This window comes from Streptodolium elevatio, from assembly GCF_053592165.1.
The window spans coordinates 173,155-193,891 of record NZ_JBSFVE010000001.1; the positions used below are offsets into that span (position 1 = coordinate 173,155).

General features: G+C 72.4%; 18 protein-coding genes. 8 read left to right on the top strand and 10 right to left on the bottom strand.

Going from position 1 to position 20,737, the window contains the following annotated elements; all coding sequences use genetic code 11:
- Positions 1-130: 130 nt before the first annotated feature.
- The 5 genes from ACWD12_RS00755 to ACWD12_RS00775 form a co-directional block, all read right to left on the bottom strand.
- The gene (locus tag ACWD12_RS00755) at positions 131-1,522 is read right to left on the bottom strand and encodes a PucR family transcriptional regulator (RefSeq protein WP_450097763.1); all 1,392 of its coding nucleotides are present in this window, start codon (positions 1,520-1,522) and stop codon (positions 131-133) included.
- A gap of 227 nt (positions 1,523-1,749) precedes the next feature.
- A complete protein-coding gene (locus ACWD12_RS00760; RefSeq protein WP_450097764.1) occupies positions 1,750-3,288 on the bottom strand; it encodes a N,N-dimethylformamidase beta subunit family domain-containing protein in 1,539 nt (512 codons plus the stop codon).
- A gap of 145 nt (positions 3,289-3,433) precedes the next feature.
- Complete coding sequence (locus ACWD12_RS00765; protein WP_450097765.1) at positions 3,434-4,978, bottom strand: ABC transporter substrate-binding protein; 1,545 nt, start codon at positions 4,976-4,978, stop codon at positions 3,434-3,436.
- A 100-nt stretch (positions 4,979-5,078) separates the two neighbouring features.
- A complete protein-coding gene (locus tag ACWD12_RS00770) occupies positions 5,079-6,041 on the bottom strand; it encodes a zinc-binding dehydrogenase (protein ID WP_450097766.1) in 963 nt (320 codons plus the stop codon).
- Between the two features lie 162 nt (positions 6,042-6,203).
- A complete protein-coding gene (locus ACWD12_RS00775; RefSeq protein ID WP_358365133.1) occupies positions 6,204-7,397 on the bottom strand; it encodes an NAD(P)-dependent malic enzyme in 1,194 nt (397 codons plus the stop codon).
- 486 nt (positions 7,398-7,883) lie between these two features.
- Here ACWD12_RS00775 and ACWD12_RS00780 point away from each other — a divergent pair, with 486 nt between their 5' ends.
- Complete coding sequence (locus tag ACWD12_RS00780; protein WP_358365131.1) at positions 7,884-8,435, top strand: CGNR zinc finger domain-containing protein; 552 nt, start codon at positions 7,884-7,886, stop codon at positions 8,433-8,435.
- Between the two features lie 7 nt (positions 8,436-8,442).
- Here ACWD12_RS00780 and sodX read toward each other — a convergent pair whose 3' ends face one another.
- Entirely contained in the window at positions 8,443-8,811 is a 369-nt protein-coding gene (sodX, locus tag ACWD12_RS00785) for a nickel-type superoxide dismutase maturation protease (protein WP_450097767.1), read from the bottom strand.
- 152 nt (positions 8,812-8,963) lie between these two features.
- Here sodX and sodN point away from each other — a divergent pair, with 152 nt between their 5' ends.
- The 3 genes from sodN (at position 8,964) to ACWD12_RS00800 (ending at position 11,695) form a co-directional block, all read left to right on the top strand.
- Positions 8,964-9,368, top strand: coding sequence for a superoxide dismutase, Ni (gene sodN, locus ACWD12_RS00790; protein ID WP_358365126.1), 405 nt, complete (start codon positions 8,964-8,966; stop codon positions 9,366-9,368).
- 951 nt (positions 9,369-10,319) lie between these two features.
- Entirely contained in the window at positions 10,320-10,763 is a 444-nt protein-coding gene (locus ACWD12_RS00795) for an anti-sigma regulatory factor (RefSeq protein ID WP_435839179.1), read from the top strand.
- A 68-nt stretch (positions 10,764-10,831) separates the two neighbouring features.
- Positions 10,832-11,695, top strand: a complete 864-nt coding sequence (locus ACWD12_RS00800; protein WP_450098188.1) for an RNA polymerase sigma factor SigF — start codon at positions 10,832-10,834, stop codon at positions 11,693-11,695.
- A gap of 157 nt (positions 11,696-11,852) precedes the next feature.
- Here ACWD12_RS00800 and ACWD12_RS00805 read toward each other — a convergent pair whose 3' ends face one another.
- Positions 11,853-12,251, bottom strand: coding sequence for a hypothetical protein (locus tag ACWD12_RS00805; RefSeq protein WP_450097768.1), 399 nt, complete (start codon positions 12,249-12,251; stop codon positions 11,853-11,855).
- 161 nt (positions 12,252-12,412) lie between these two features.
- Here ACWD12_RS00805 and ACWD12_RS00810 point away from each other — a divergent pair, with 161 nt between their 5' ends.
- Positions 12,413-13,342: a diacylglycerol/lipid kinase family protein gene (locus ACWD12_RS00810; RefSeq protein ID WP_450097769.1), complete on the top strand. Its 930-nt coding sequence runs from the start codon at positions 12,413-12,415 to the stop codon at positions 13,340-13,342.
- Positions 13,343-13,661: 319 nt separating this feature from the next.
- On the top strand, positions 13,662-13,916 hold the full coding sequence (locus tag ACWD12_RS00815) for a WhiB family transcriptional regulator (protein ID WP_231778498.1): 255 nt from the start codon (positions 13,662-13,664) through the stop codon (positions 13,914-13,916).
- Positions 13,917-14,024: 108 nt separating this feature from the next.
- Here the strand turns inward: ACWD12_RS00815 and ACWD12_RS00820 are convergent, their stop codons facing one another.
- Positions 14,025-15,485 carry a sensor histidine kinase gene (locus ACWD12_RS00820; protein ID WP_450098189.1) on the bottom strand — a complete coding sequence of 487 codons (1,461 nt, stop codon included), beginning with the start codon at positions 15,483-15,485 and terminating at the stop codon, positions 14,025-14,027.
- A gap of 583 nt (positions 15,486-16,068) precedes the next feature.
- Here ACWD12_RS00820 and ACWD12_RS00825 point away from each other — a divergent pair.
- Together ACWD12_RS00825 and nagA are read left to right on the top strand one after the other, a co-directional pair.
- Positions 16,069-17,244 carry an 8-amino-7-oxononanoate synthase gene (locus tag ACWD12_RS00825; protein WP_450097770.1) on the top strand — a complete coding sequence of 392 codons (1,176 nt, stop codon included), beginning with the start codon at positions 16,069-16,071 and terminating at the stop codon, positions 17,242-17,244.
- Between the two features lie 157 nt (positions 17,245-17,401).
- Complete coding sequence (nagA, locus tag ACWD12_RS00830) at positions 17,402-18,553, top strand: N-acetylglucosamine-6-phosphate deacetylase (protein ID WP_358362369.1); 1,152 nt, start codon at positions 17,402-17,404, stop codon at positions 18,551-18,553.
- 51 nt (positions 18,554-18,604) lie between these two features.
- On the opposite strand, the gene ACWD12_RS00835 is transcribed toward nagA, so the two are convergent.
- A complete protein-coding gene (locus ACWD12_RS00835) occupies positions 18,605-19,660 on the bottom strand; it encodes a lysophospholipid acyltransferase family protein (protein WP_450097771.1) in 1,056 nt (351 codons plus the stop codon).
- Positions 19,657-20,430 carry a GNAT family N-acetyltransferase gene (locus ACWD12_RS00840; RefSeq protein ID WP_450098190.1) on the bottom strand — a complete coding sequence of 258 codons (774 nt, stop codon included), beginning with the start codon at positions 20,428-20,430 and terminating at the stop codon, positions 19,657-19,659. The genes ACWD12_RS00835 and ACWD12_RS00840 overlap by 4 nt, the downstream gene beginning before the upstream one ends.
- Positions 20,431-20,737: the final 307 nt, after the last annotated feature.

The window sequence follows — 20,737 nt, forward strand, 5'->3', positions numbered from 1 at the left end:
GCGCCGCCGCGGGCTTGTGCAGCCGCACAGCCCGTTCGGGCGGAGCGCGCCGAACCTTGTGAGTGCCCACAATCAGCCTCCTTTCGCCGCGCCCGCCGACAGCCCCGGTCCACGCCGTTGACCGGCGGGTTCACGGGCCGGCGATGCGGTACGCGTCCAAGGCCAACCCGAGCTCCACAAGATCGCGGGGCAACCCCAGGTCCCGGCCGGTGAGTTGCTCCAGCCGGCGCAGGCGGTTGAGCACGGTGTTGCGGTGGCAGAACAGCCGGGCGCCCGCCCGGGCCGCCGAACCGCCCGCGTCGAACCACGCCGCGAGCGTGCCGAGCAGCAGGTCCCGGTCGACCGGGTCCAGGGCGAACACCGCCCCGAAGGTGCGCGAGGCGAGCACGCCCGACAGGTCCGACTGGCACGCCACCATCGCGGCCGGCAGCCGCTCGTCCAGTCGCGCGATCTCGCCGTCGGCCGCACAGGTGCGCAGCGCGATTTCGGCCATGCGCCGGGCCCGTCCCAGTTCCGCCAGGCCGTCCACGACGAGTCCGATGCCGGCCCGCGAACTCCCGCCCGGGCGAAGAGTCTTCGCGAGCCCCCCGAGCACCTTGTCCTCGGCCGCGTCCTTGTAGAGCAGTGCGACCGCGAACTCCGCGTCGGCGCGTGAGCGCCACAGCAGGTGCGCCCCGTCGGCACCGGACGGGCGCGGTCCGTCGTGCTGCCCGGTGCCCGGTCGTGCGTGCCGCAGCATCACCACCGCGTAGCGGCCGTCCTCCGGCAGGTCGAGCACCGCCGAGGCCGCTTCGACGTCCGAGGCCTCCGCGTGGCCGTCGAGCAGGGCGTCCAACAGCGCGCGCGTACGCTCGTGGTGATGGCTGGTCAGCTCGTTGGCGACGCTGCGGTAGGCGTCGGAGACCACGGTCGAGTGGTTGTCGACGACCGTCCACACCGCGGTCGCGGCGTGCACCAGCTCGTGCACGTCCTGCGGTTCGCGCTCGATGGTGGTCTCGACGAGTTCCTGCCAGACGATCACCCCGCCGATGCGGTACGCGTGCAACAGCGCGTCCAACGGCAGCCCCTGCTCGGCGCGGCGCCGGCCGTGCCGCCAGGTGTGCGGGCTGGGTTTGCCCTCGCCGTCGGGCGCGGTCAGCGCGAGAAGGGCGCTGCGCAGCGACTCGTGGCAGCCCTGCCACACCTCGTCCTGCGGCACCACCCCTTCGCGGTACGAGGCCTCGTGCTCGTACAGCGCTGCGGCCAACCGGTCGGTCAGCTGCGGCAGGCGTTCCAGCAGCGCCCGTGCGCCGCGCCGCAGGAGGCGGGTGTGCGCGCCTTCCTCGCCCGGCCGCGGCAGCGCCTCGTCGGGGACGCCCAGCCGGGCGCCCGCCACGAACACGGAGCCGGGCACCGGGGGATCGGTCGCGCGCGGACCGGACCAGTCCGCGCCGAGCGGTTCCGCGGTGGGCGGGGGTGGTTCGGTCGCGCCTTCTGTCGCGTTCGCGGGGCCTGTGCTTCCGGGGGGTCGCGCAACGTGCATCGTGCCTCCACCGATCGTGGACGGGACGCCGTGCAGGGAGCAGCGCCCTTAGCCTGCCATCGGGAGGTACCGGCATGGAGGTGTTGATGATGTAACGATTCGGCCGACGCCCGGACTCGGCGGCTCCGTTTTGCCCGGTTCCGCAACCCGGTCGACACGGATTCCGTGCGGGTTGCGGGTACGCTCCGCGCCGTTCCCCCGGGCACCGCGGGGACCCCCGGGCCGGGTCAGCGCTCCAGGAGACGACGGAAGAGATTCTCCGTCGCGCGGCTCGCCCGCGGGTCCGGAAAGCGCGGGTCGCCCAGTGCCTGAGGCCACCGGAAAGTTCCCGCGGTGAACACCAGGCCACCCGACGCGTTGCGGTGCAGCACGCTCTGCTGGGTCCCGGAACTCCCGCGCGACGTGGTGTAGTTCGACTCGGCGACGAACACCGACTCGCCGCGCGGCGAGGCCGTTCCGCCGAACCTGCGGTCGGCCTCTCCCCACACCAGTCCGGGCAGCGCGTCGCCGTCGCGCACGCCGGTCCCCTCCCAGAACCAGTGCCCGGATTCGCGGACCACGAGCGGGTGCGCGCCCTTCACGACGCTGGCGTACTGGACCCCCAGCACCTCCTGCTCGGGGCGGTGCAGGTCGCGCCAGCGCACGGTCGGCCCGGGGGCGGCGCGATCGGACGACGAGTTGGCATTCTTGTGACAGCGCACAAGGCGCTCGGGCACGCCGGACGCCGACGCGTGCACGCGGACATGCCAATAGACGTTGTTCGCGGTGAGGAACGCGAGGCCGACACCGCCCGCCGCGGCCGCCTCGAGCACGTCCCGCATCTCCTGGGACCAGTACTCGTCGTGGCCGGGAAAAACCAGTGCCTTGTGGCGGAACGGGTCCACGCGGCCCGCGTGGAGGTCGAGGCCGGTCGCGTAGACCAGGTCGTAACCGCGCTCCTCGGCCCAGCGGATGAAGCCGTGGTCCAGGTCGAAGAGCTGCGGCAGCCCGCTCCCGGCGTAGGGCCGGTCGAAGGAGACGATCTTGGCCTTGAGCTTCGCCTTGGCCTTCCGCGTCGAGGGGTCCTGCCCGTAGTAGAGGCTCCGGCCGGTCTCGCCGTCCACCGGGTACTCGTTGTACGCCTGATATGTCGTCACCGGCATCACCACCAGGAAGTCGCCCTCCCGGTCCGGTTCGGTGACGGTGAACTGCACGTGGTTGCGGAACCCGTCGGCGTTGGTGAGCACCGCGACGTACGCGCCGCCGGGCCAGTCCGCCGGGATCTCGGTCTCCCACGAGACGTCCCAGTCGCACACCACCAGGCCGGTGCGCTTGTCGAGCCGGGGCGGCTCCTGGCGGCGGCCCGGCACACCCTCGACCCGGGTCACCAGCCTGCCGCCGGTACCGCCGTAGTGGCCCAGCCGGTAGACCTCGATCGAGAACGGCTGGTCGCGGTCGACCGACACTTTCAGCCGCAGTCGGCCGCCCACCGGAATGCCCGCCTCGGTCGCGAACCCCTTGATCTGCCCCGCGGCGTCGCTCGCGGTCTTCCCGCCGAGCCGCCAACCGGCGCTGCCCGCACGGGCGTTCTCGGCCGCGACGAGGCCGGGTCGGGACGGCAGCGCGAGACCGGGGCCCGACGGCCCCGAGGCGTGGCCGACCGGATTTCCGCCCGCGCGCTCGGCCCCCCGCCCGAGCAGGAAGAATCCCGCACCGGCGGCCGCCGCACCCAAGACGAGGCGGCGGCGGGCGTGTTGACGAGCGGGCGGAACGTCCTGGCCAGACATGATCAGAAGATATCCCGGCCGCACGGTTGCCACCGGCGTGCCACACCCGGCGGCGCGGCGACGGCCCGGAGGAGTGACAGGTCCGGCGCGCGCCATGCCGGGCGGCCCAAGCCCCCGGCACCGCCCGGCGGTTCGCCGCGACGGTTCAGGAACGCAGGTGCAGGGTGGTCAGTTCGAGCCTGCCGAGCGCCATCTGCTTCTCGTCGATCGACTCGACCGAACGCGCCTGCCCCGTCAGGAAGCGCGGGTACACCGCCGGCACCATGACCGCGTCGCGCACCAGGATCTCGTTGGCGAGCGAGCACAGCTTCGCGCGGCGCGTCGCCTCGCCGACTGACCACGCCTCCGCGAGCAGCCGGTCGATCTCCGGGTTGCGGTAGCCGGTGTTGTCCGGGTGGTCGGACGCGGCGGGGGCCAGTACGTCGAATGCGGTGCGGCCCACCGCGTACGCCGGCCGGCGCAGCGACATCGCGAGGTCGAACTCCCCCGCGCCGCGCCGCTGCCGCCACACCGCCGGGTCCACTTCCTCGACCTTGGCGCGCAGCCCGAACGTGCCCCACTGCTTGGCCATGGTCTCGGCTGGCTTGAGCAGCCCGTCGCCGGCGCGCAGCAGCACGGTGAAGTCGACCGGGCCGGAGCGGCCCGACTCGCCCAGCAGCACGCGTACCCGGTCGGCGTCGACGGCCTCCGGGTAGGGCGTGTACGTCGGGTCCCATCCTTCGGTGGTGGGGCCGATCGGGCCCTGGCCCAGCACCGCGAACGCCTTGAAGTCCTGGTCGCGCACGAGCTTGCGGGGCGTGGCGGCGGCCAGCGCGCGGCGTACGGCGATGTCGTCGAACGGCGCTCGGCGCATGTTGAAGGCGGTCACGAGGTCCAGCGGCGAGGAGACCGCGTGTGCCTGCATGTCCTTGACCCCCTGCAGCGGCTTGAGCTGGTCGGCGGCAAGGCGCGGGTCGATGCCGACACGCTTGGCTTTCAGGTCGGCGACCCGGGCCGCCGGAGCTGCGACGACGCGGAACTCCAGGGCGTCGAGCGGCGCTTCGGCGCCGCGGTAGCGGTCGTTGCGGACCAGCCTGACCGTCTGCCCGGGGGTGATCGCCTCGGCGCGGAAGGGGCCGGTGCCGACCAGGGCCTGCGGGTCGGCGAGCGACGACTCGTGCGGGATCGGCAGGCAGGCGAGGAACTGGCGGAGGATGCCGAACGGCCTTGGCAGCTCTATGCGTACGGTCGACGGGTCGGCCGCGGTCGCGGTCGTGATGCGCCCGGCCAGGTAGGGCGCCCATTCCCCGGCGGTCTCGCGGGTGGACACGCGCCGCAGGCAGGCCGCGACGGACTCCGCCGTGAAGGGCGCGCCGTTCGCGTACACCACGCCCTGCCGCAGCCGGACGGTCCACACGAGGCCGTCCGGCGAGACCTGCGGGTCGGCGGCCGCGAGCACCGGTTCGAGGGTCGTGTCCTCGCGGTAGCGGTACAGCGGCTCGACGACCGCGTCGGCGATCCAGCGGGCCTCCTCCGAGACGCCCTGGGCCGGGTTGAGCAGCGCGGGGTACTCGGGCAGCGCGACCACGAGCGTGCCGCCGGACCGCAGTTTGGGCGAGTCGCCGCCGCACCCGGACAGCGTCCCGCCCGCCGCGACCGCGAGGCCGGTCCCCGCGCCGAGGGCCAGGAAGCGGCGTCGGCCCAGTTCCATCCAGAGTCCTTCCGTACTGCTTGCCGGCTGCCGGGCCGGACCCGGGCGGGCGTGTCCGCCGACGACAGGGTAGGCGCACCAGGGTAGGGCGCCGCCGCACTCAGACGGTGAAGACGATCTTCCCGAACTGCTCGCCGTCGGCCATGCGGGCGAATCCCTCGCGGGCCCGGTCGAGCGGCAGCACGGTGTCGATCACCGGGCGCACGCCGGAGTTCGCGCACAGGCTGAGCAGCCCGGCCAGTTCGTCCTTGTCACCCATGGTCGAGCCGACGACGCGCATCTCCTGGAAGAAGATGCGGGTCAGCTCCCCGCGGGACGGGTCGGAGCCGCTGGTCGCCCCCGAGATGACCAGGCTGCCGCCGGCCTTGAGGCTGTGTACCGAATGGCTCCAGGTCGCGGCGCCGACCGTCTCCATCACCGCGTCCACGCGCTCCGGCAGGCGCTCGCCGGACGCGAACGCGCGGTCCGCGCCCAGCGCCACGGCCCGCTCGCCCTTGGCCGCGTCCCGGCTGGTGACCCACATCCGGTACCCGGCCGCCTTGCCGAGCACGACCAAGGCCGTGGCGACGCCGCCGCCCGCGCCCTGCACCAGCACGGTTCCGCCGGGGCGCACACCGGAATTGGTGAAGAGCATGCGGTAGGCGGTGAGCCAGGCCGTCGGCAGGCAGCACGCCTCCTCGAAGGACAGCTCCTTCGGCTTGGGCAGCAGGTTCCAGCGCGGGACGGCGACCTTCTGCGCGAACGTGCCGTCGTACTTCTCGGTCAGGATCGAGCGCGGCTCGTCGGTGCCCAGTCCGCCGATCACCGAGTGGATGACGACCTCGTTGCCGTCCTCGTCGACGCCGGCTCCGTCGCAGCCCAGCACCATCGGCAGCTGCTTGTCCGTGATGCCGACGCCCCTGAGGCTCCACAGGTCGTGGTGGTTGAGCGAGGCGGCCTTGACGGTGACGGTCGTCCAGCCGGGCGGCAGCGGCGCCTCGGTGCCGGGCTCGGGTCGCTCCCCGAGCTCGAGACCGGACAGCGGGTCCTCGGGGCTGATGCGTACGGCGCTCACGGCGAACATGGCTGCGACCCTATCGAGAGGCGGTGGGACGTGCGGCTCCGGCCGTCGCCGAAGCCGTCGGAAACGCTCCTGGCGGGCGGTCCCCAACACGTGTCGGGGACCGCCCGCCAGGAGCAGGGGACGTACTGCCGCCCGCAAGGGGCGGGATCTGCCGCGGAGCCGTCAGAGGCGCGCGACACCGTCGCGGCGCGCGGCCTCGGCGACCGCGAGGGTCACCGCGGGCGCGACGCGCTCGTCGAACGGGCTCGGGATCACCTTGTCGGCGGAGAGCTCGTCGGCGACGACGGCCGCGAGGGCCTCGGCCGCGGCGACCTTCATGCCCTCGGTGACGCGGGTCGCACGGACCGACAGGGCGCCGGCGAAGACGCCCGGGAAGGCCAGGACGTTGTTGATCTGGTTCGGGTAGTCGCTGCGCCCGGTCGCCACGACCGCGGCGTACTTCTGCGCGACCTCCGGCATGATCTCCGGGTCCGGGTTGGCCATCGCGAAGATGATCGCGTTCGGCGCCATGGTCGCCACGACCTCCTCGGGGACCTTGCCGGCCGAGACGCCCAGGAACACGTCGGCGCCTTCGAGGGCGACCTCGATGCCGCCCTTGAGCTTGGCCTTGTTGGTGAGCTCGGCGATGAGGCGCTTGATCGGCGTGAGGTCCTCGCGGCCCTCGTGCACGATGCCGCGCGAGTCGACGACGCACAGGTCGCCGATGCCGGCCTCGATGAGGATCTTGGCGATCGCGATGCCGGCCGCACCCGCACCCGAGATGACCGCGCGCAGGTCCTTCAGCTCGCGGTTGGTCACGATGGCCGCGTTGCGCAGCGCGGCGAGCGCCACGATCGCGGTGCCGTGCTGGTCGTCGTGGAAGACCGGGATGTCCAGGCGCTCCTGGAGGCGGCGCTCGACCTCGAAGCAGCGCGGCGCCGAGATGTCCTCCAGGTTGATGCCGCCGAACGACGGCGCGAGGCGCACGACGGTCTCGACGATGTCGTCCACGTCGGTGCAGTCGAGGGCGATCGGGACCGCGTCCACGCCGCCGAACTGCTTGAACAGCAGCGCCTTGCCCTCCATGACCGGCAGGGAGGCCTTGGGGCCGATGTCGCCCAGGCCCAGGACCGCGGTGCCGTCGGTGACGACGGCGACCGTGTTGGCCACCCAGGTGTAGTCGTTCACCAGGTCGGGGTTCTCGGCGATCGCGGTGCACACGCGGGCCACGCCCGGGGTGTACGCGAGGGACAGGTCGTCCTTGTTCCGGACCGGGACCGTCGACCGGATCTCCAGTTTGCCGCCCCGGTGCAGGGCGAACGCCGGATCGACGTCGTCCGGTGTGGTGCTCTCGGCCGGGATGATCTCCGCTGCCACAGTGACCCCTTTGTCAACGCAGTGAGTAAGTGGTGCAGCTCCTCAAGCGATGTACGCCACGACCAGGGGTAGACGCCCGGGGGTGGACCTACATCGAGCACGGCTGGATGCTGCCTGCCTCGCCGGGACCGGCGCTGCTGTCCGCGCACGCAATCCGACGAGGGTACGGGGGTCACCCGTGACATCTAGCTTTCCACAACCCCCGAGCGGCGGTACGTCGGGGCGATGACGCTGCCCTGAAGGCGGAATTGACCGTGGGTGTACGCGCACCGCCCTTGGCCGCCAAAGGTACTGCCACGGACAGTAGGGTGGGTGTAACCGCCGCCACACCTGGTGCCGCGAGAATCCGCCTTTGCGCGGCCCTCCGCGGCGCTCCGTGGTTTCCCCCGGTCCCCGGGGCTCCGAGGCGGCAGTCCAACCAGCAGTCCAGCCAACAGTCCAACCAGCGGTCCGCCCGGGCGGACCCCCGCCGGGAGGCGCACCGCAGTGGAGCTCGCGGCGTACGCCGACTACGCGGTCCGGCTGGTCAACACCGAGGCGCCCGGCCGGGGCACGGACGACCTGCGGACCACCGCCGACATCGCGCGGCTGCTGGACGCCGTGGGACGGCCGCCGTCGCGGGTGACCGAGTCGGACGTACCGCGGCTGCGGGCGGTTCGGGCGCGGTTGCGGGCGGTCTTCTCCGACGCGGTCGCGGGGCGGCACGACGACGCGGTCGCGACACTCAACGGACTGCTGGCCGAGTATCCGGTGCACCCGCGCGTGACCGGGCACGACGGCAAGCCGTGGCACATCCACCTCGCCGACGACCAGTCGGGCGCCGCGGAGTCGTTCGCCGCGGTGGCGGGCATGGGGCTCGCGGTGCGCATGACGTCGTTGGGCGTGGACCGCCTGGGCGTGTGCGACGCGGCGCCGTGCCGGAACGTGTTCGTCGACGGCTCGGCCAACCGGTCGCGGCGCTACTGCTCGGACCGCTGCTCGACGCGGGCCAACGTCGCGCAGTTCCGGGCCCGCCGCAAGGCGCGCGCCGCGGACTGACGCCTCGTCATCCCTCGAACGGGTTGTCGGTGCCGACGCGGCGCCACCACGGCCACGTCTTGCGGCGCACCGCGACGACGCGGGCGACCACCAACTCGTCGGGCACCGGCCCGAAGTGGCGGCTGTCGGTGCTGGGGTAGGGGTTGTCGCCGAGCACCCACCAACCGCCGTCCCGGCGTTCGCGGACGCGCTTGAGCATGCCGACCTCAGGGCGGTCCGGGCGTACCGCCGCGACCACGTCACCCGGTCGGACGCGGGCTCCGTAGCGCACCAACACGCGGTCCCCGTCGACGAGATTGGGCAGCATCGACCCGCCTTCCACCTGGACCAGGCCCCAGGGAAACCGATGCCTGGCCGCCTCCGCGATGTCCGCCATGTCTTCTCCGTACTGGTCCTTCGTGGTCCGCCCGGGTCGCCCCGGGACACCGTTCACCCGAACACGCCCTCCCGGCAACCGGGGTGGCCGGGAAAACCGGCTCCTCCGGGAGTAGGGTCCCCGGTGGGAAGACGATCACAGAAAGGACTCTCATGTTCTCTCGTCTGTTCGCGCGTACGGTGACCGCCGAGGCGCACTGCGACCTCCCCTGCGGTGTCTACGACCCGGCTCAGGCCCGCATCGAGGCAGAGTCGGTCAAGGCCATCCAGGAGAAGTACCAGGGGAACGAGGACCCGGCGTTCCGCGCTCGGGCGATCGAGATCAAGGAGCAGCGCTCCGAGCTCGTCAAGCACCACCTGTCGGTGCTGTGGAGCGACTACTTCAAGGCCCCGCACTTCGAGAAGTACCCCAACCTGCACACCCTGTTCAACGACGCCGTCAAGGCGGCGGGCGCGGGCGGCACCAAGGGCTCCAACGACCCGGCCACCGGCCAGCAGCTGCTCGACCTGATCGCCCAGATCGACTCCATCTTCTGGGAGACCAAGAAGGCCGCCTGACGCCTCAGGCCGCCTGGCCTGCGGAGGCACACGCCGCAGGTCCCCGGTCGGCCCCCGGTCCGCGGACTCCGACACGGGGTCCGCGGACCGGGGGCGGACTTTTGCCTGCCGTTCCTGCCCGGGTCGTCGTCGTTCGAGCGGGGCGAAGTCCCCGAGCCGCCACGTGCCGTCGAACGCGGGCTGCTCAGAGCCGTGGATACGGAAGTACGCGAACCAGCCGAGCTCCGGGCCGGTTTGGATCCAGCGGCGTCTCGACGCTTTCCAGGGACACGGTCGGGCAGAAGAAGGGGAACGCCTCCAAGGCGCGCATTATGTCCTGCTCCGCGCACCGCGCGGGCGCTCTCCACGCCGGGGAACCCGTTCTCGGACTCCACGACCGTGGTCATGCCACAACCCTCTCCGCCGGGCGGCGCGCCATCCCCTGAGCGCACCGAGGGCAGGCCACGGCGCTTCCTCGTTCTCGCCCAGCGGTCAGGGCGTCGCATCTCGGCGGCGTGCGTGCCGGCTCCGCCCCGGCCCCCGGGGACCCTGTTCGGCGGGGAGGGTATTTGGTGGGGTGGAGCGTGTCGCCGTGCCCGCCGGGACGCCCACCGGGGCGCGGGCGACGTCGCCGAACGTGTCGGAATCCCTCTATCGAGTCAACACGCTTGACATCGGTGGCCCTTGGCTGGTTTCTCTCATGTGGGGGACTTTCGCCCGTTCGGGTCTACCGCCGTGCGGGCCTCGACGAACCAGGTACACTGTGTACTCGCCAAATCACATGCGGTGACGTACTGTCGTACGCGTAGGCGATGCGACGGTGGCCCTGCGGGTCGGGACGGGATGCCAGGGGAGAGCACGATCAACCTCCCTGGAAGAGTGGTGGCGGAGACGGGTCGGGGGTCCGCGCGGTAGCGTCAACGGGTCCCCGTCATCGGTCGTGGTCACAGCCGTGGCCACCTACGCAGCACCTTGGAGGTGAGGGTGTCCCAGCGATCCGCACACACGGCGGACGAAGCCGGCGCCGGCCAGCAGGACTTCGTCGAGGTCCGGTTGCCCGCCGCGGGGGCGTACCTCTCGGTTCTTCGTACCGCGACGGCCGGCCTTGCCGCACGTCTCGACTTCACCCTGGACGAGATCGAGGATCTACGCATCGCCGTGGACGAGGCGTGCGCGATGCTCCTCGGCCAGGCGGTGCCGGGGAGTGTGCTGTCCTGCGTCTTCCACCTCGTCGGCGACGCCCTCCAGATCACGGTGTCCGCACCGACCACCGACGGCCGCACTCCCGCGCGCGACACCTTCGCCTGGACCGTGCTGTCGGCGCTCGCGGGCGAGGTCGACGCGACCGTGGACGAGAACGACGTCGTGAGCATCAGCCTCCACAAGAAGCGCGGTGGCGGGCCGGGGGCGCCGTGAGCACCGAGCACGCGAGTGACCGCCGGGGCGAGGACCCCCCGGAGGACGGGGCCCGGGAGGCCGAGGACATGGTCAGTGACACGAGCGTGACAGCGGACGCGACCGCCACTTCGCGCGAGGACACTCCCGAGGCTTCCGTGCCCGGCCGCCGCCGCCAGGCCGGCTCGAGCCACTCGCACCACGATCGGGAGCTCGCGAAGGGCATGTTCGCCCAGTTGGCGAAACTGCCGGCCGACGACCCGGACCGCCGACTGATCCGCGACCGGCTGGTCGAGATGCACCTGCCGCTGGTCGAGCACCTGGCCAGGCGGTTCCGCAACCGCGGCGAGCCGCTCGACGACCTGGTGCAGGTCGCCACCATCGGGCTGATCAAGTCGGTGGACCGGTTCGACCCGGAGCGCGGCGTCGAGTTCTCGACGTATGCCACTCCGACCATCGTCGGCGAGATCAAACGGCACTTCCGCGACAAGGGGTGGGCAGTCCGTGTGCCGCGCCGCCTCCAGGAGCTGCGGCTCGCCCTGACCGCCGCGACGGCCGAGCTGTCGCAGCGCAACGGGCGCTCGCCGACGGTCGGCGAGCTCGCGGTGCAGTTGGGCATCTCCGAGGAGGAGGTGCTGGAGGGCCTGGAGTCGGCGAACGCGTACAGCACGCTCTCGCTCGACGTGCCCGACACCGACGACGAGTCGCCGGCGGTCGCGGACACGCTCGGGTCGGAGGACGAGGCGCTCGAGGGTGTGGAGTACCGCGAGTCGCTGAAGCCGCTGCTCGAGCAACTGCCGCCCCGCGAGAAGCGCATCCTGCTGCTCCGGTTCTTCGGCAACATGACGCAGTCGCAGATCGCCCAGGAGGTGGGCATCTCCCAGATGCACGTCTCGCGGCTGCTGGCCCGGACCCTCGCCCAACTGCGCGAGCGCCTCCTCGTCGAGGAGTAGGCCGGGCGGCGTACGTACGAAGCACGGCGCCACACACTGCGGCACAGCACAACCCGGCACGACGCCGAGGGCCCGGAGGAGATCGCTCCTCCGGGGCCCTCGGCGTCGTGCTGCGGTCGTCGTTCGTGCGGGGCGTCGCGTGGGGTCGCGTACGCGCTCAGTCCCCGCGCGCCTGGTCCACGCGCTCTTCGTGCAGGCGCTCGAGCGCCTGGTAGAGGCTCGGCCGGACCAGGATCCCGATGGCCACCAGCCCCGCGGCCAGTATCAGTACGCCGTACGCCACCCGGCCGCTGCCGCTGACCATCCAGTAGCCGATACCGAGCACCACGAGGTTCATCGTGATCGCGGGCGACCGGCTCCAGCGCCGTCCGCGGCACATTCCGATCGTGGTGGCGAGCATGCCGAGGCCGAGTAGCAGCAGGTACAGGCCCTCGCTGATGCCCTTGTCCTGGTCCACCGGCTCACCGAAGACGCTCGCGAGAAGTATGTAGAGCGCGAAGCCGAGACCAATCGCGGTCTCCACCGCGACGATCCCGGTCGCGACCCGGAAACTCACGGGCAGGGACCGGAGGGGCCCGAACGCACCGGGCGCGGGAGCGGCGTCAGTCATCACCCCATGAGGGTAAACCGGGGCCCGGTTCACGCGGGAACGCGGCCGGTCCCGGCGGTACGCGGCCGCCCGGCAGCCGCCGTGCGCGCGGGGCTACCCTGTCGTACATGCGTGCCCTTCTTGTCGTGAACCCCAAGGCCACGACCACAAGCGAACGGACCCGGGACGTTCTGGCGCACGCACTCGCGAGTGACCTCAAGCTCGACGTGGCCACCACGTCGCACCGCGGGCACGCCACCGAGCTGGCCAAGTCCGCGGTCGTGGAGGGCGTGGACCTGGTGATCGCCCTCGGCGGCGACGGCACGGTGAACGAGGTCGCCAACGGCATACTCGCCGACGGCCCCTCCCCTGATCTCCCGGCGGTGGCGGTCGTACCCGGCGGCAGTACCAACGTGTTCGCCCGCGCGCTCGGCCTGCCGAACGATCCGGTCGAGGCGACGGGCGCCCTGCTCGACGCGCTGCGGTCGGGCCGTTCGCGGCAGGTCGGGCTCGGCATGGCCGACCGGCGCTGGTTCCTCTTCTGTGCGGGGCTCGGCTTCGACGCCGACGTCGTCGCCAGGGTCGAGGACCGCCGGGCGGAGGGCAGCAGGTCGACACCGGGCCTGTATGTGCGGTCCGCTCTGCGCAGGTTTTACCGAAGCGGTGGCACGAGGCGGTCCGGTCCCCTCACACTGGAGGTACCGGGCCAGGATCCGGTGGAGGGACTGTGCCTCGGCATAGTCCAGAACACGAATCCGTGGACTTATCTGGGTGGTCGTCCCGTTAACGCGTGTCCGGACGCGTCGTTCGACCTGGACCTCGATCTTTTTGGTCTGACCAGGATGTCCACTCTGCCCACGTTGCGGCACCTCAGCCGCATGCTGGGCACGTCGGGAAAAGCACCGCACGGACGTCACGTGGTGTCGCTGCACGACTGCGCGACGTTCACTCTTGGGGCTGAGGAGGCTGTGTCGCTTCAGGTGGACGGAGACCACCTGGGGGAACATCGCAATGTGACCTTTAGGGGCGTCCCGCGGGCACTGCGTGTGATTGTGTGAGTAGAAGGGCCTCTACGCCTTTCAGTCGAACGTAGAATCCCGTTCACCCCTTAGAAGTAGGGGTGTGACCTACCCGACACCGACGATTCAAAAAATCCTTCGTCAGAGGGGTTGTGTCTACGGCCCAGGTTTGTCAGGCTCTACGTGGCGGGCCGGACAAGCCCCAAAGGCCAATCCTCTCCGCCCGACTCCACCACCAAACCTGGGGACCGACTTTGTCGGCCCTTACGTTGTTGGAGGATTCGTGAAAGCGTTCACATTCACAAGCCGTCACTAGGCGAGGCCACAAGCTTCGCCCGCTTACGAGGAGTTGGACCGCATGGACTGGCGCCACCGTGCCGCCTGCCGTGACGAAGACCCGGAGCTGTTCTTCCCGATCGGTAACACCGGTCCGGCGCTGCTGCAGATCGAGGAGGCGAAGGCCGTGTGCCGTCGCTGCCCCGAGATGGAAGCGTGCCTGCAGTGGGCCCTCGAGTCCGGTCAGGACGCGGGCGTCTGGGGCGGGATGAGCGAAGACGAGCGCCGCGCGCTCAAGCGCCGTGCCGCGCGCAACCGCGCACGCGCGTCTGCCTGATCCCCGGTTTCCGGATCTCCACGGCACCAACAGAACTTCGGCAACGCCCCGGCCGGTCGAAAGACCGCAACCGGGGTGTTGCCGTTTTTTCTGCGTTCCACGAACGCGTCAGCCGCGGGCCACGCGTCGCACCGGGAAGTCGAGCGTGACCACGGTCCCGCCCTCCTCCCCCGCACCCATGTCGAACCGCCCGCCCAGTTCGCTGCCCACCAGCGTGCGGACGATCTGCAGTCCGAGGTTGCCGGACACCTGCGGGTCGAAGTCCGGCGGCAGGCCCGCCCCGTCGTCGACCACCGTGATCACCAGGCGCTCGCCGGCGCGGGTCGCGGTGATCTCCAGGCTGCCGGAGTGCGTGTCGAACGCGTGCTCAAGAGCGTTCTGCAGCAGCTCCGTCAGGACCATCGCCAGCGGCGTCGCGGTCTCCGCGATCAGTACGCCGAAGCTGCCGTGCCGTGCGGTGCGCACCCGCGGGGCCGAGGCCGCGACCTCGGTGACCATGCTGAGCACGCGGTCCGCGATCTCGTCGAAGTCCACGCGCTCGTCCAGGGTTTGGGACAGCGTCTCGTGCACGATCGCGATCGACCCGACCCGTCGGACCGCCTCCTCCAGCGCCGCCCGTGCCTGTGGAGAATCCATTCGCCTCGCCTGCAGCCGAAGCAGCGCGGCGACGGTCTGGAGGTTGTTCTTCACCCGGTGGTGGATCTCCCGGATGGTGGCGTCCTTGGTGATCAGCTCGCGTTCGCGGCGGCGTAGTTCGGTCACGTCGCGCAGCAGCACGATCGCACCGATGCGCGCGCCGCGGGGCTTGAGCGGGATCGCGCGTACCTGCACCACCGCCGCGGCGGTCTCGACCTCGGTCTCGCGCGGCGCCCAACCGCTCGCGACCGCCGAGATCGCCTCGTCGACCGGGCGTTCGGACGGGGCGAGTTCGGCGGTGGTGCGGCCGAGGTGGCAGCCGACGAGGTCGCTGGTCAGGCCGAGGCGGTGGTACGCGGACAGCGCGTTGGGGCTGGCGTACTGCACGAAGCCCTCGGAGTCGAGGCGGATGAGGCCGTCGCCGACGCGCGGCGAGGCGTCCATGTCGACCTGCTCGCCCTTGTACGGGAAGAAGCCGGACGCGATCATTTGCGCGAGGTCCGCGGCGCTCTGGAGGTAGGTGAGTTCGAGCCGACTCGGGGTGCGCGCGGTCAGCAGGTTGGTGTTGCGGGCGATGACGCCGATGACGCGGCCGTCGCGGCGCACCGGGATGGCCTCCACGCGCACCGGTACGTCGTCACGCCACTCCGGGTCGCCCTCGCGCACGATGCGGCCCTCGCTGTACGCCGCGTCGAGCATCGGGCGATCGCCGCGCGACACGAAGTCGCCCACCAGGTCGTCCTGGTGGGACGTCGCGCCGGTGTTCGGACGCATCTGGGCGACCGCGACATAACGGTCGTCGCTGGTCGGCACCCAGAGCACCAGGTCGGCGAACGACAGGTCCGCGAGCAGCTGCCACTCGGAGACCAGCAGATGCAGCCATTCCAGGTCGGCCGGCTGGAGGTCCCCGTAGTTGCGGACGAGGTTGTTCATGGAGCGCACAGCGAGAGAGTAGCCCCGCGCGGCCGGATGCCGACGGCGGGTCGGTGAGCGGGGGTCCGCGCCCGTGTCGCCGGGGGGTGCGTACGCGGGTTCCGGAGCGGGTTCAGGGGCCGGATCGGGGGTGCGGTGGAGGTGGCGCGGTGGCGGCATGAAGGCGAAATGGAGGCGGGGTGGAGGTGGGGTCGGGGGTGGGCGGATCAGGACTGGGTTGCGGCGGGCTCAGGCGGGGGGCGGGTCCGGCGTGGGCCGGGAGCCGGGCTGGACGGAGCAGGGCAGGGGCAGCGCTGGGTCGGGGCGAGTACGGGCGGGGTCGGGTGTGTCCGGGCGGAGGGCGAGTCCGGGCCGGGGTGTGTCCGGGCCGGGGTGTGTCCGGACCGAGTCGAAAGGCGGGGGCGCGGGCGGGTCGGGGGGTGGTTTTCCACAGGCTTTGGGCCGTTTATGGGTTGTCCACAGGTCGTGGGCGGGTGGCGTCGGGTGCGCCGGGCGGGGTGAGAAGCTTCTCGGGAACCCCGGTCGCCCCCGACGGGGTTCCCCGGACCTCCTGCCGGCCCGGGATCACCGTCCGGAGGTCGATGTGTCCGAGAACCACCCCGCCGTGCCGTCCGGCGGGCATCCGCTGGACTGGCTGGACATCCGCGAGAAGGAGCGGGTCGCCGCCGGGCTGCGCCGCCGCCTGCGCCCGAGGCCCGCGGACGAGCCCGGCGTCCTCGATCTCGCCGGCAACGACTACCTGGGCTTGGCCCGCGATCCGCGCGTGCTGGCGGCGGCGTCCGCGGCCATGCGCACGTGGGGCGCCGGTTCGACCGGTTCGCGTCTGGTCACCGGTTCCACCGAGCTGCACGCCGACCTGGAGGCGGAGCTCGCCGCGCACGTGGAGGCCGAGGCGGCGCTCGTGTTCTCGTCGGGTTACGTCGCCAACCTCGGGGCCGTCACCGCACTGGTGGGCCGCGGCGACCTGGTGGTCTCGGATGCGATCAACCACGCCTCGATCGTGGACGCGTGCCGCCTGTCGCGCGCCCGCGTCGCGATCACCCCGCACTGCGACGTCGACGCCGTCGCCGAGGTCCTGGCGAACCGGTCCGAGGAACGCGCCCTGGTGGTCGTGGACGCGGTGTTCTCGGTGGACGGGGACCTGGCCCCGCTCGCCGATCTCGCCGCCGTCGTGCGCCAACACGGCGCGGTGCTGCTCGTCGACGAGGCGCACGGCCTCGGAGTGGTCGGCGCGGGCGGACGCGGCGCGGTGCATGCCGCCGGTCTCGCGGGGGCGGACCACGTGCTGCAGACGGTGACGCTGTCCAAGGCCATGGGCTCGCAGGGCGGTGCGGTGGTCGGACCGCGCCGTGTGATCGACCACCTGGTGGACACCGCGCGCACGTTCATCTTCGACACCGGTCTCGCGCCGGTGAGCGTCGCGGCGGCACTGGAGAGCCTGCGCATCTTGCGCGAGCGCCCGTCGCTGGCCGACGAGGTCCGGATGAGGGCCCGTCAGCTGGCCGACGGAGCCCGGGCGCTGGGGCTGAACGCGACGGAGCCTTCGGGGGCCGTGGCGTCGGTGCTGATCGGTGCGCCGGAGGCGGCGTTCCAGGCGTCGGTGCGGTGTGCGGCGGCCGGCGTTCGGGTGGGCTGCTTCCGGCCGCCCTCGGTTCCGGACGGCGTTTCGCGGTTGCGCCTCGCGGCGCGCGCGGACCTCACCGACGCGGATGTGTCGCGCGCACTGGACGTCCTCGCGGAGGCGATACAGGGCATCTGACCTGGGACGTTCCCTCTTCGGCGCAACACGGCACACATTGGTCTAGACATTTGTGATTGGTCTGAACCACAATGGTCCGCGTTGCTCTGATCAGGCGCTACCCCGGCGGACGTCGCACCCGCCGGGGTAGCGCACCTTTGAGGGAAGGACCGCGCGCGTGGCCACCATCTCGGCACCCCGAGTGCTCGTCGGAGGCCGTCTGGTCGGTCCCGCCGCACTCGTGGTCGAGAACGGACGCGTGACGCGCGTCGAGGACTCCGTACCGCCCGCCGGGCCGGATCACCTCGCGTTGCCCGACGGCATCCTCACTCCTGGACTGATCGACCTTCAGGTCAACGGTGCATTCGGTGCGGACTTCGTGGCCGCCGGCCCCGACGAGTGGCGCACGGTCGCGGGCCGCCTGGCGTCGACGGGTGTCACGTCCTTCCTGCCCACGTTCATCACCGGGGCGATGGACACGCTGGTCGCCGCGCTCACCCGGGCGCACACCACCCGGGCGGCGCTGGTCCGCGAACCGGTCGCGCGGGTGCTCGGCGTGCACCTGGAAGGGCCGTTCCTGGCCGCCGCCAAGGTCGGCACGCACCCTGAGGAACACCTGCGTGAGCCGAAGCCGGAGCTCGTGGACCGGCTGCTCGACGACGACGCGGTGCGGGACGTCCTGGCCCTGGTCACCCTCGCTCCGGAACTCCCCGGCGGGATCGAGGCCGTCCGGCGCTTCGCCGAGGCGGGGATCAGGGTCTCCATCGGCCACAGCGACGCCACCGCCGCCCAGGTGGCCGAGGCGGCCGATGCGGGCGCGACGCTGGTCACCCACCTGTTCAACGCGATGCGCGGTCTCGGCCACCGCGAGCCCGGCGTGGTCGGCGCGGCGCTCACCGACCCGCGGCTCACCGCCGGGCTGATCGCCGACCTGCACCACGTCGTGCCCGCGGTGTGCTCGCTGGTGCTGCGGATAGCGGGGACGCGTACCGCACTCGTCACCGACGCGATGGCCGCCGCCGGCATGCCGCCCGGGCGCTACCGGCTCGGCGACGTCGACGTGACGCTCGCGGAGGGCGACGTGCCGCGCAATCCGGACGGGACCATCGCCGGTTCCGCCCTGACCATGGACCAGGCGGTGCGCAACCTCACCGCGCTGGGCCACGACTTCGCCGAGGTGGTGTCCTGCGGCGCGACCGTGCCGGCGGACGCGCTCGGCCGCGAGGACCTCGGCCGCATCGCACCGGGGGCACTGGCCGACCTCGTGTGGTGGGACGACGAACTCAACGTGCGGCGTACCTGGGTCGCGGGAGAGACCGTGTACGAGTAACCGCACGCACAGACGTGGCGGGCGGCCGTCAGCCGCACTGTAGGCCGCCCGTCACCCTCCTTCCGCAGATGGCTGCCACCGTCCGGAGGGAACCCCACGGGCGGCGCCGAGTTGGTGGACCGGCGCCGCCCGGTACGTCGTCGCCCGTCGCGCGCGGGGAGCGACCCGCTCCCGCGTTCCGACCGGTTCAGGCCCGTCCTCGGGTCGCCCGGCCTGCACCACCATGCCCTGGGCGGCCGCGGCCAGTGTCCGCCGGTCGGGGTACTCCCCCGGCGGGATCGCCCGCAGCACCCGCGCCTCGGCGACGATGCCGCACACGCCGGCCACCCGCCACAACGAGGCCGCCAACGTGTCCTCGCCGACGAACGCCGCTTCGCGTGCCGGGCCGCCGTCCGGTCCCAGGTAGCGGAGCACGACCGGGCGTACGGCCGCCCCGGCGTCCAGCGCCGCCTGGAACACCGCGCGGCGGAAAGGCCCCTGGCGTGCGCCGCACCACGTGCTGCCCTCGGGGAACACGCCGACCCAGGACCCCGTGCGGAGTGCCGCGGCGATCGCGGCCACGTCGCCCGGCAGCGAGCGCGGCCGGTCGCGCGCGACGAAGACCGTCCCGCCCCGGGCGACGAACCGCCCGAGCACCGGCCACTCCCCCACCTCGCGCTTGGCCACCATGCGGGCGGGGCGCACGATCGCGAGCAGGGCGATGTCCAGCCAGGAGATGTGGTTCGCCACCAGGAGTTCGCCGCGGACCGGATGCGCGGTCGGGGCCGGGGATGAGGTCGGGGCGGGGATCAGGGCCGCGGTGGAGGGCGGGACGCCGCCGGGGGTGGCCGGCCGCGCAGTCGCCTCGTACTTCAGGACCCGGACACGTACGCCCAGCGTCCTCAGGACGGCGCGCGCCCACGCCCGGACGAGCGCGTGCCGGACCGGCGGGCGCATGCACGCGACGGCCGACGAGAGCGCAACCCCCGCGACGACGACGGCCACGCACGCGACGCAGCGCATGACACGACGCGCGATCCCCGCGGCATGCGCCGGATCGCGCAGGCAGACCTCGGGCGTGCACGGCGACACCGGCACCCACGAGGGGCTCGCTGCCGGGTGTGTCACGCCGATTCCAGCGCGAGGAATCTGCGGAGGTAGCGGGAGTCGGTGCGACGCAGCGACAGCAGGATGTAGAAGTCCGCGACGCCGAAGTCCTCGTCGTACGCGGGTTCGCCGCACACCCACGCGCCGAGCCGCAGGTAGCCGCGCAGCAGCGGCGGCAGCGCGAGCCGCGAACGCCCGGCGTCGTCCGCGGCGGCGGACGACGTCCAGGGCCGGTACGGCTGCACGCGGTACTCCTCCGGCGCCGCGTACTTGCGCCGCGCCGCCTCGGCCACGTCCGCGGCCAACAGCCCGCCGTCGTCCAGCGGCACGGAACAGCAGCCGGCCAGCCAGTTGCGCCCGCTCGCGACGAGGTAGCGCGCGATGCCGGCCCACATGAGCCCGATCACCGCACCCTCGCGGTGGTCGGGGTGCACGCATGACCTGCCGACCTCGACGAGGTCCGCATGCAGTTCGGCGTGGTTGCCGAGCGCGAACTCACCGGCCGCGTACAGCCCTCCCGCGGCGCGGGCGCGGTCCGGCGGCAGCAGACGGTACGTGCCGACGACCGCGCCGCTGTTCTCCTCGCGTACGACCAGGTGGTCGCAGTGGGCGTCGAACGCGTCGACGTCGAGGCCGGGTTCGAGGCTGTGCAGTTCCGCGCCCATCTCCTCGGCGAAGACCAGGTGCCGCAACCGCTGCGCGGCCCGCACCTCGCCCACGTCGCGGGCCAGCCCGACGGTGTAGCGCGGGCCCGACGTGCGGGACGGCGCCGGGCGCGTGGACGTGGGCAGCGATGCAGGCAAGGAGGCTGGCGCCGCGACGTAGCCCCCACCGGGCACGACCCGGGCGGCGGCCGCCGAGACCATCGCCGACGCCGAGGCGCGGGCGGCGAGAACCCGGGCGGCGCCGGGGTGTTCGGGGAGTTCATACGCCGTGCCCGGCAGCGCGTAGGCGGCGGCCGGCGCGGCCGCCGAACCAGGGAGAACCCGGGTGCGGTGCTCGGTGTCGGCAGGCGGTTCGGGCGCGGTGGTGGCGGGGTCCTTCGTGGTTCCAGGGGCAGGCGCGGTCATGGCGGTCTCCCGAACCCGGCGGGCCGGC

Excerpts from the sequence above, each read along its gene's own strand:
- ACWD12_RS00820 (WP_450098189.1), bottom strand. The coding sequence starts at position 15,485 with ATGAACAACCTCGTCCGCAACTACGGGGACCTCCAGCCGGCCGACCTG.
- ACWD12_RS00810 (WP_450097769.1), top strand. The coding sequence starts at position 12,413 with ATGCGTGCCCTTCTTGTCGTGAACCCCAAGGCCACGACCACAAGCGAA.
- ACWD12_RS00765 (WP_450097765.1), bottom strand. The coding sequence starts at position 4,978 with ATGGAACTGGGCCGACGCCGCTTCCTGGCCCTCGGCGCGGGGACCGGC.
- ACWD12_RS00755 (WP_450097763.1), bottom strand. The coding sequence starts at position 1,522 with ATGCACGTTGCGCGACCCCCCGGAAGCACAGGCCCCGCGAACGCGACA.
- ACWD12_RS00815 (WP_231778498.1), top strand. The coding sequence starts at position 13,662 with ATGGACTGGCGCCACCGTGCCGCCTGCCGTGACGAAGACCCGGAGCTG.
- sodX (WP_450097767.1), bottom strand. The coding sequence starts at position 8,811 with ATGGCGGACATCGCGGAGGCGGCCAGGCATCGGTTTCCCTGGGGCCTG.
- ACWD12_RS00770 (WP_450097766.1), bottom strand. The coding sequence starts at position 6,041 with ATGTTCGCCGTGAGCGCCGTACGCATCAGCCCCGAGGACCCGCTGTCC.
- sodN (WP_358365126.1), top strand. The coding sequence starts at position 8,964 with ATGTTCTCTCGTCTGTTCGCGCGTACGGTGACCGCCGAGGCGCACTGC.
- ACWD12_RS00800 (WP_450098188.1), top strand. The coding sequence starts at position 10,832 with ATGGTCAGTGACACGAGCGTGACAGCGGACGCGACCGCCACTTCGCGC.
- ACWD12_RS00760 (WP_450097764.1), bottom strand. The coding sequence starts at position 3,288 with ATGTCTGGCCAGGACGTTCCGCCCGCTCGTCAACACGCCCGCCGCCGC.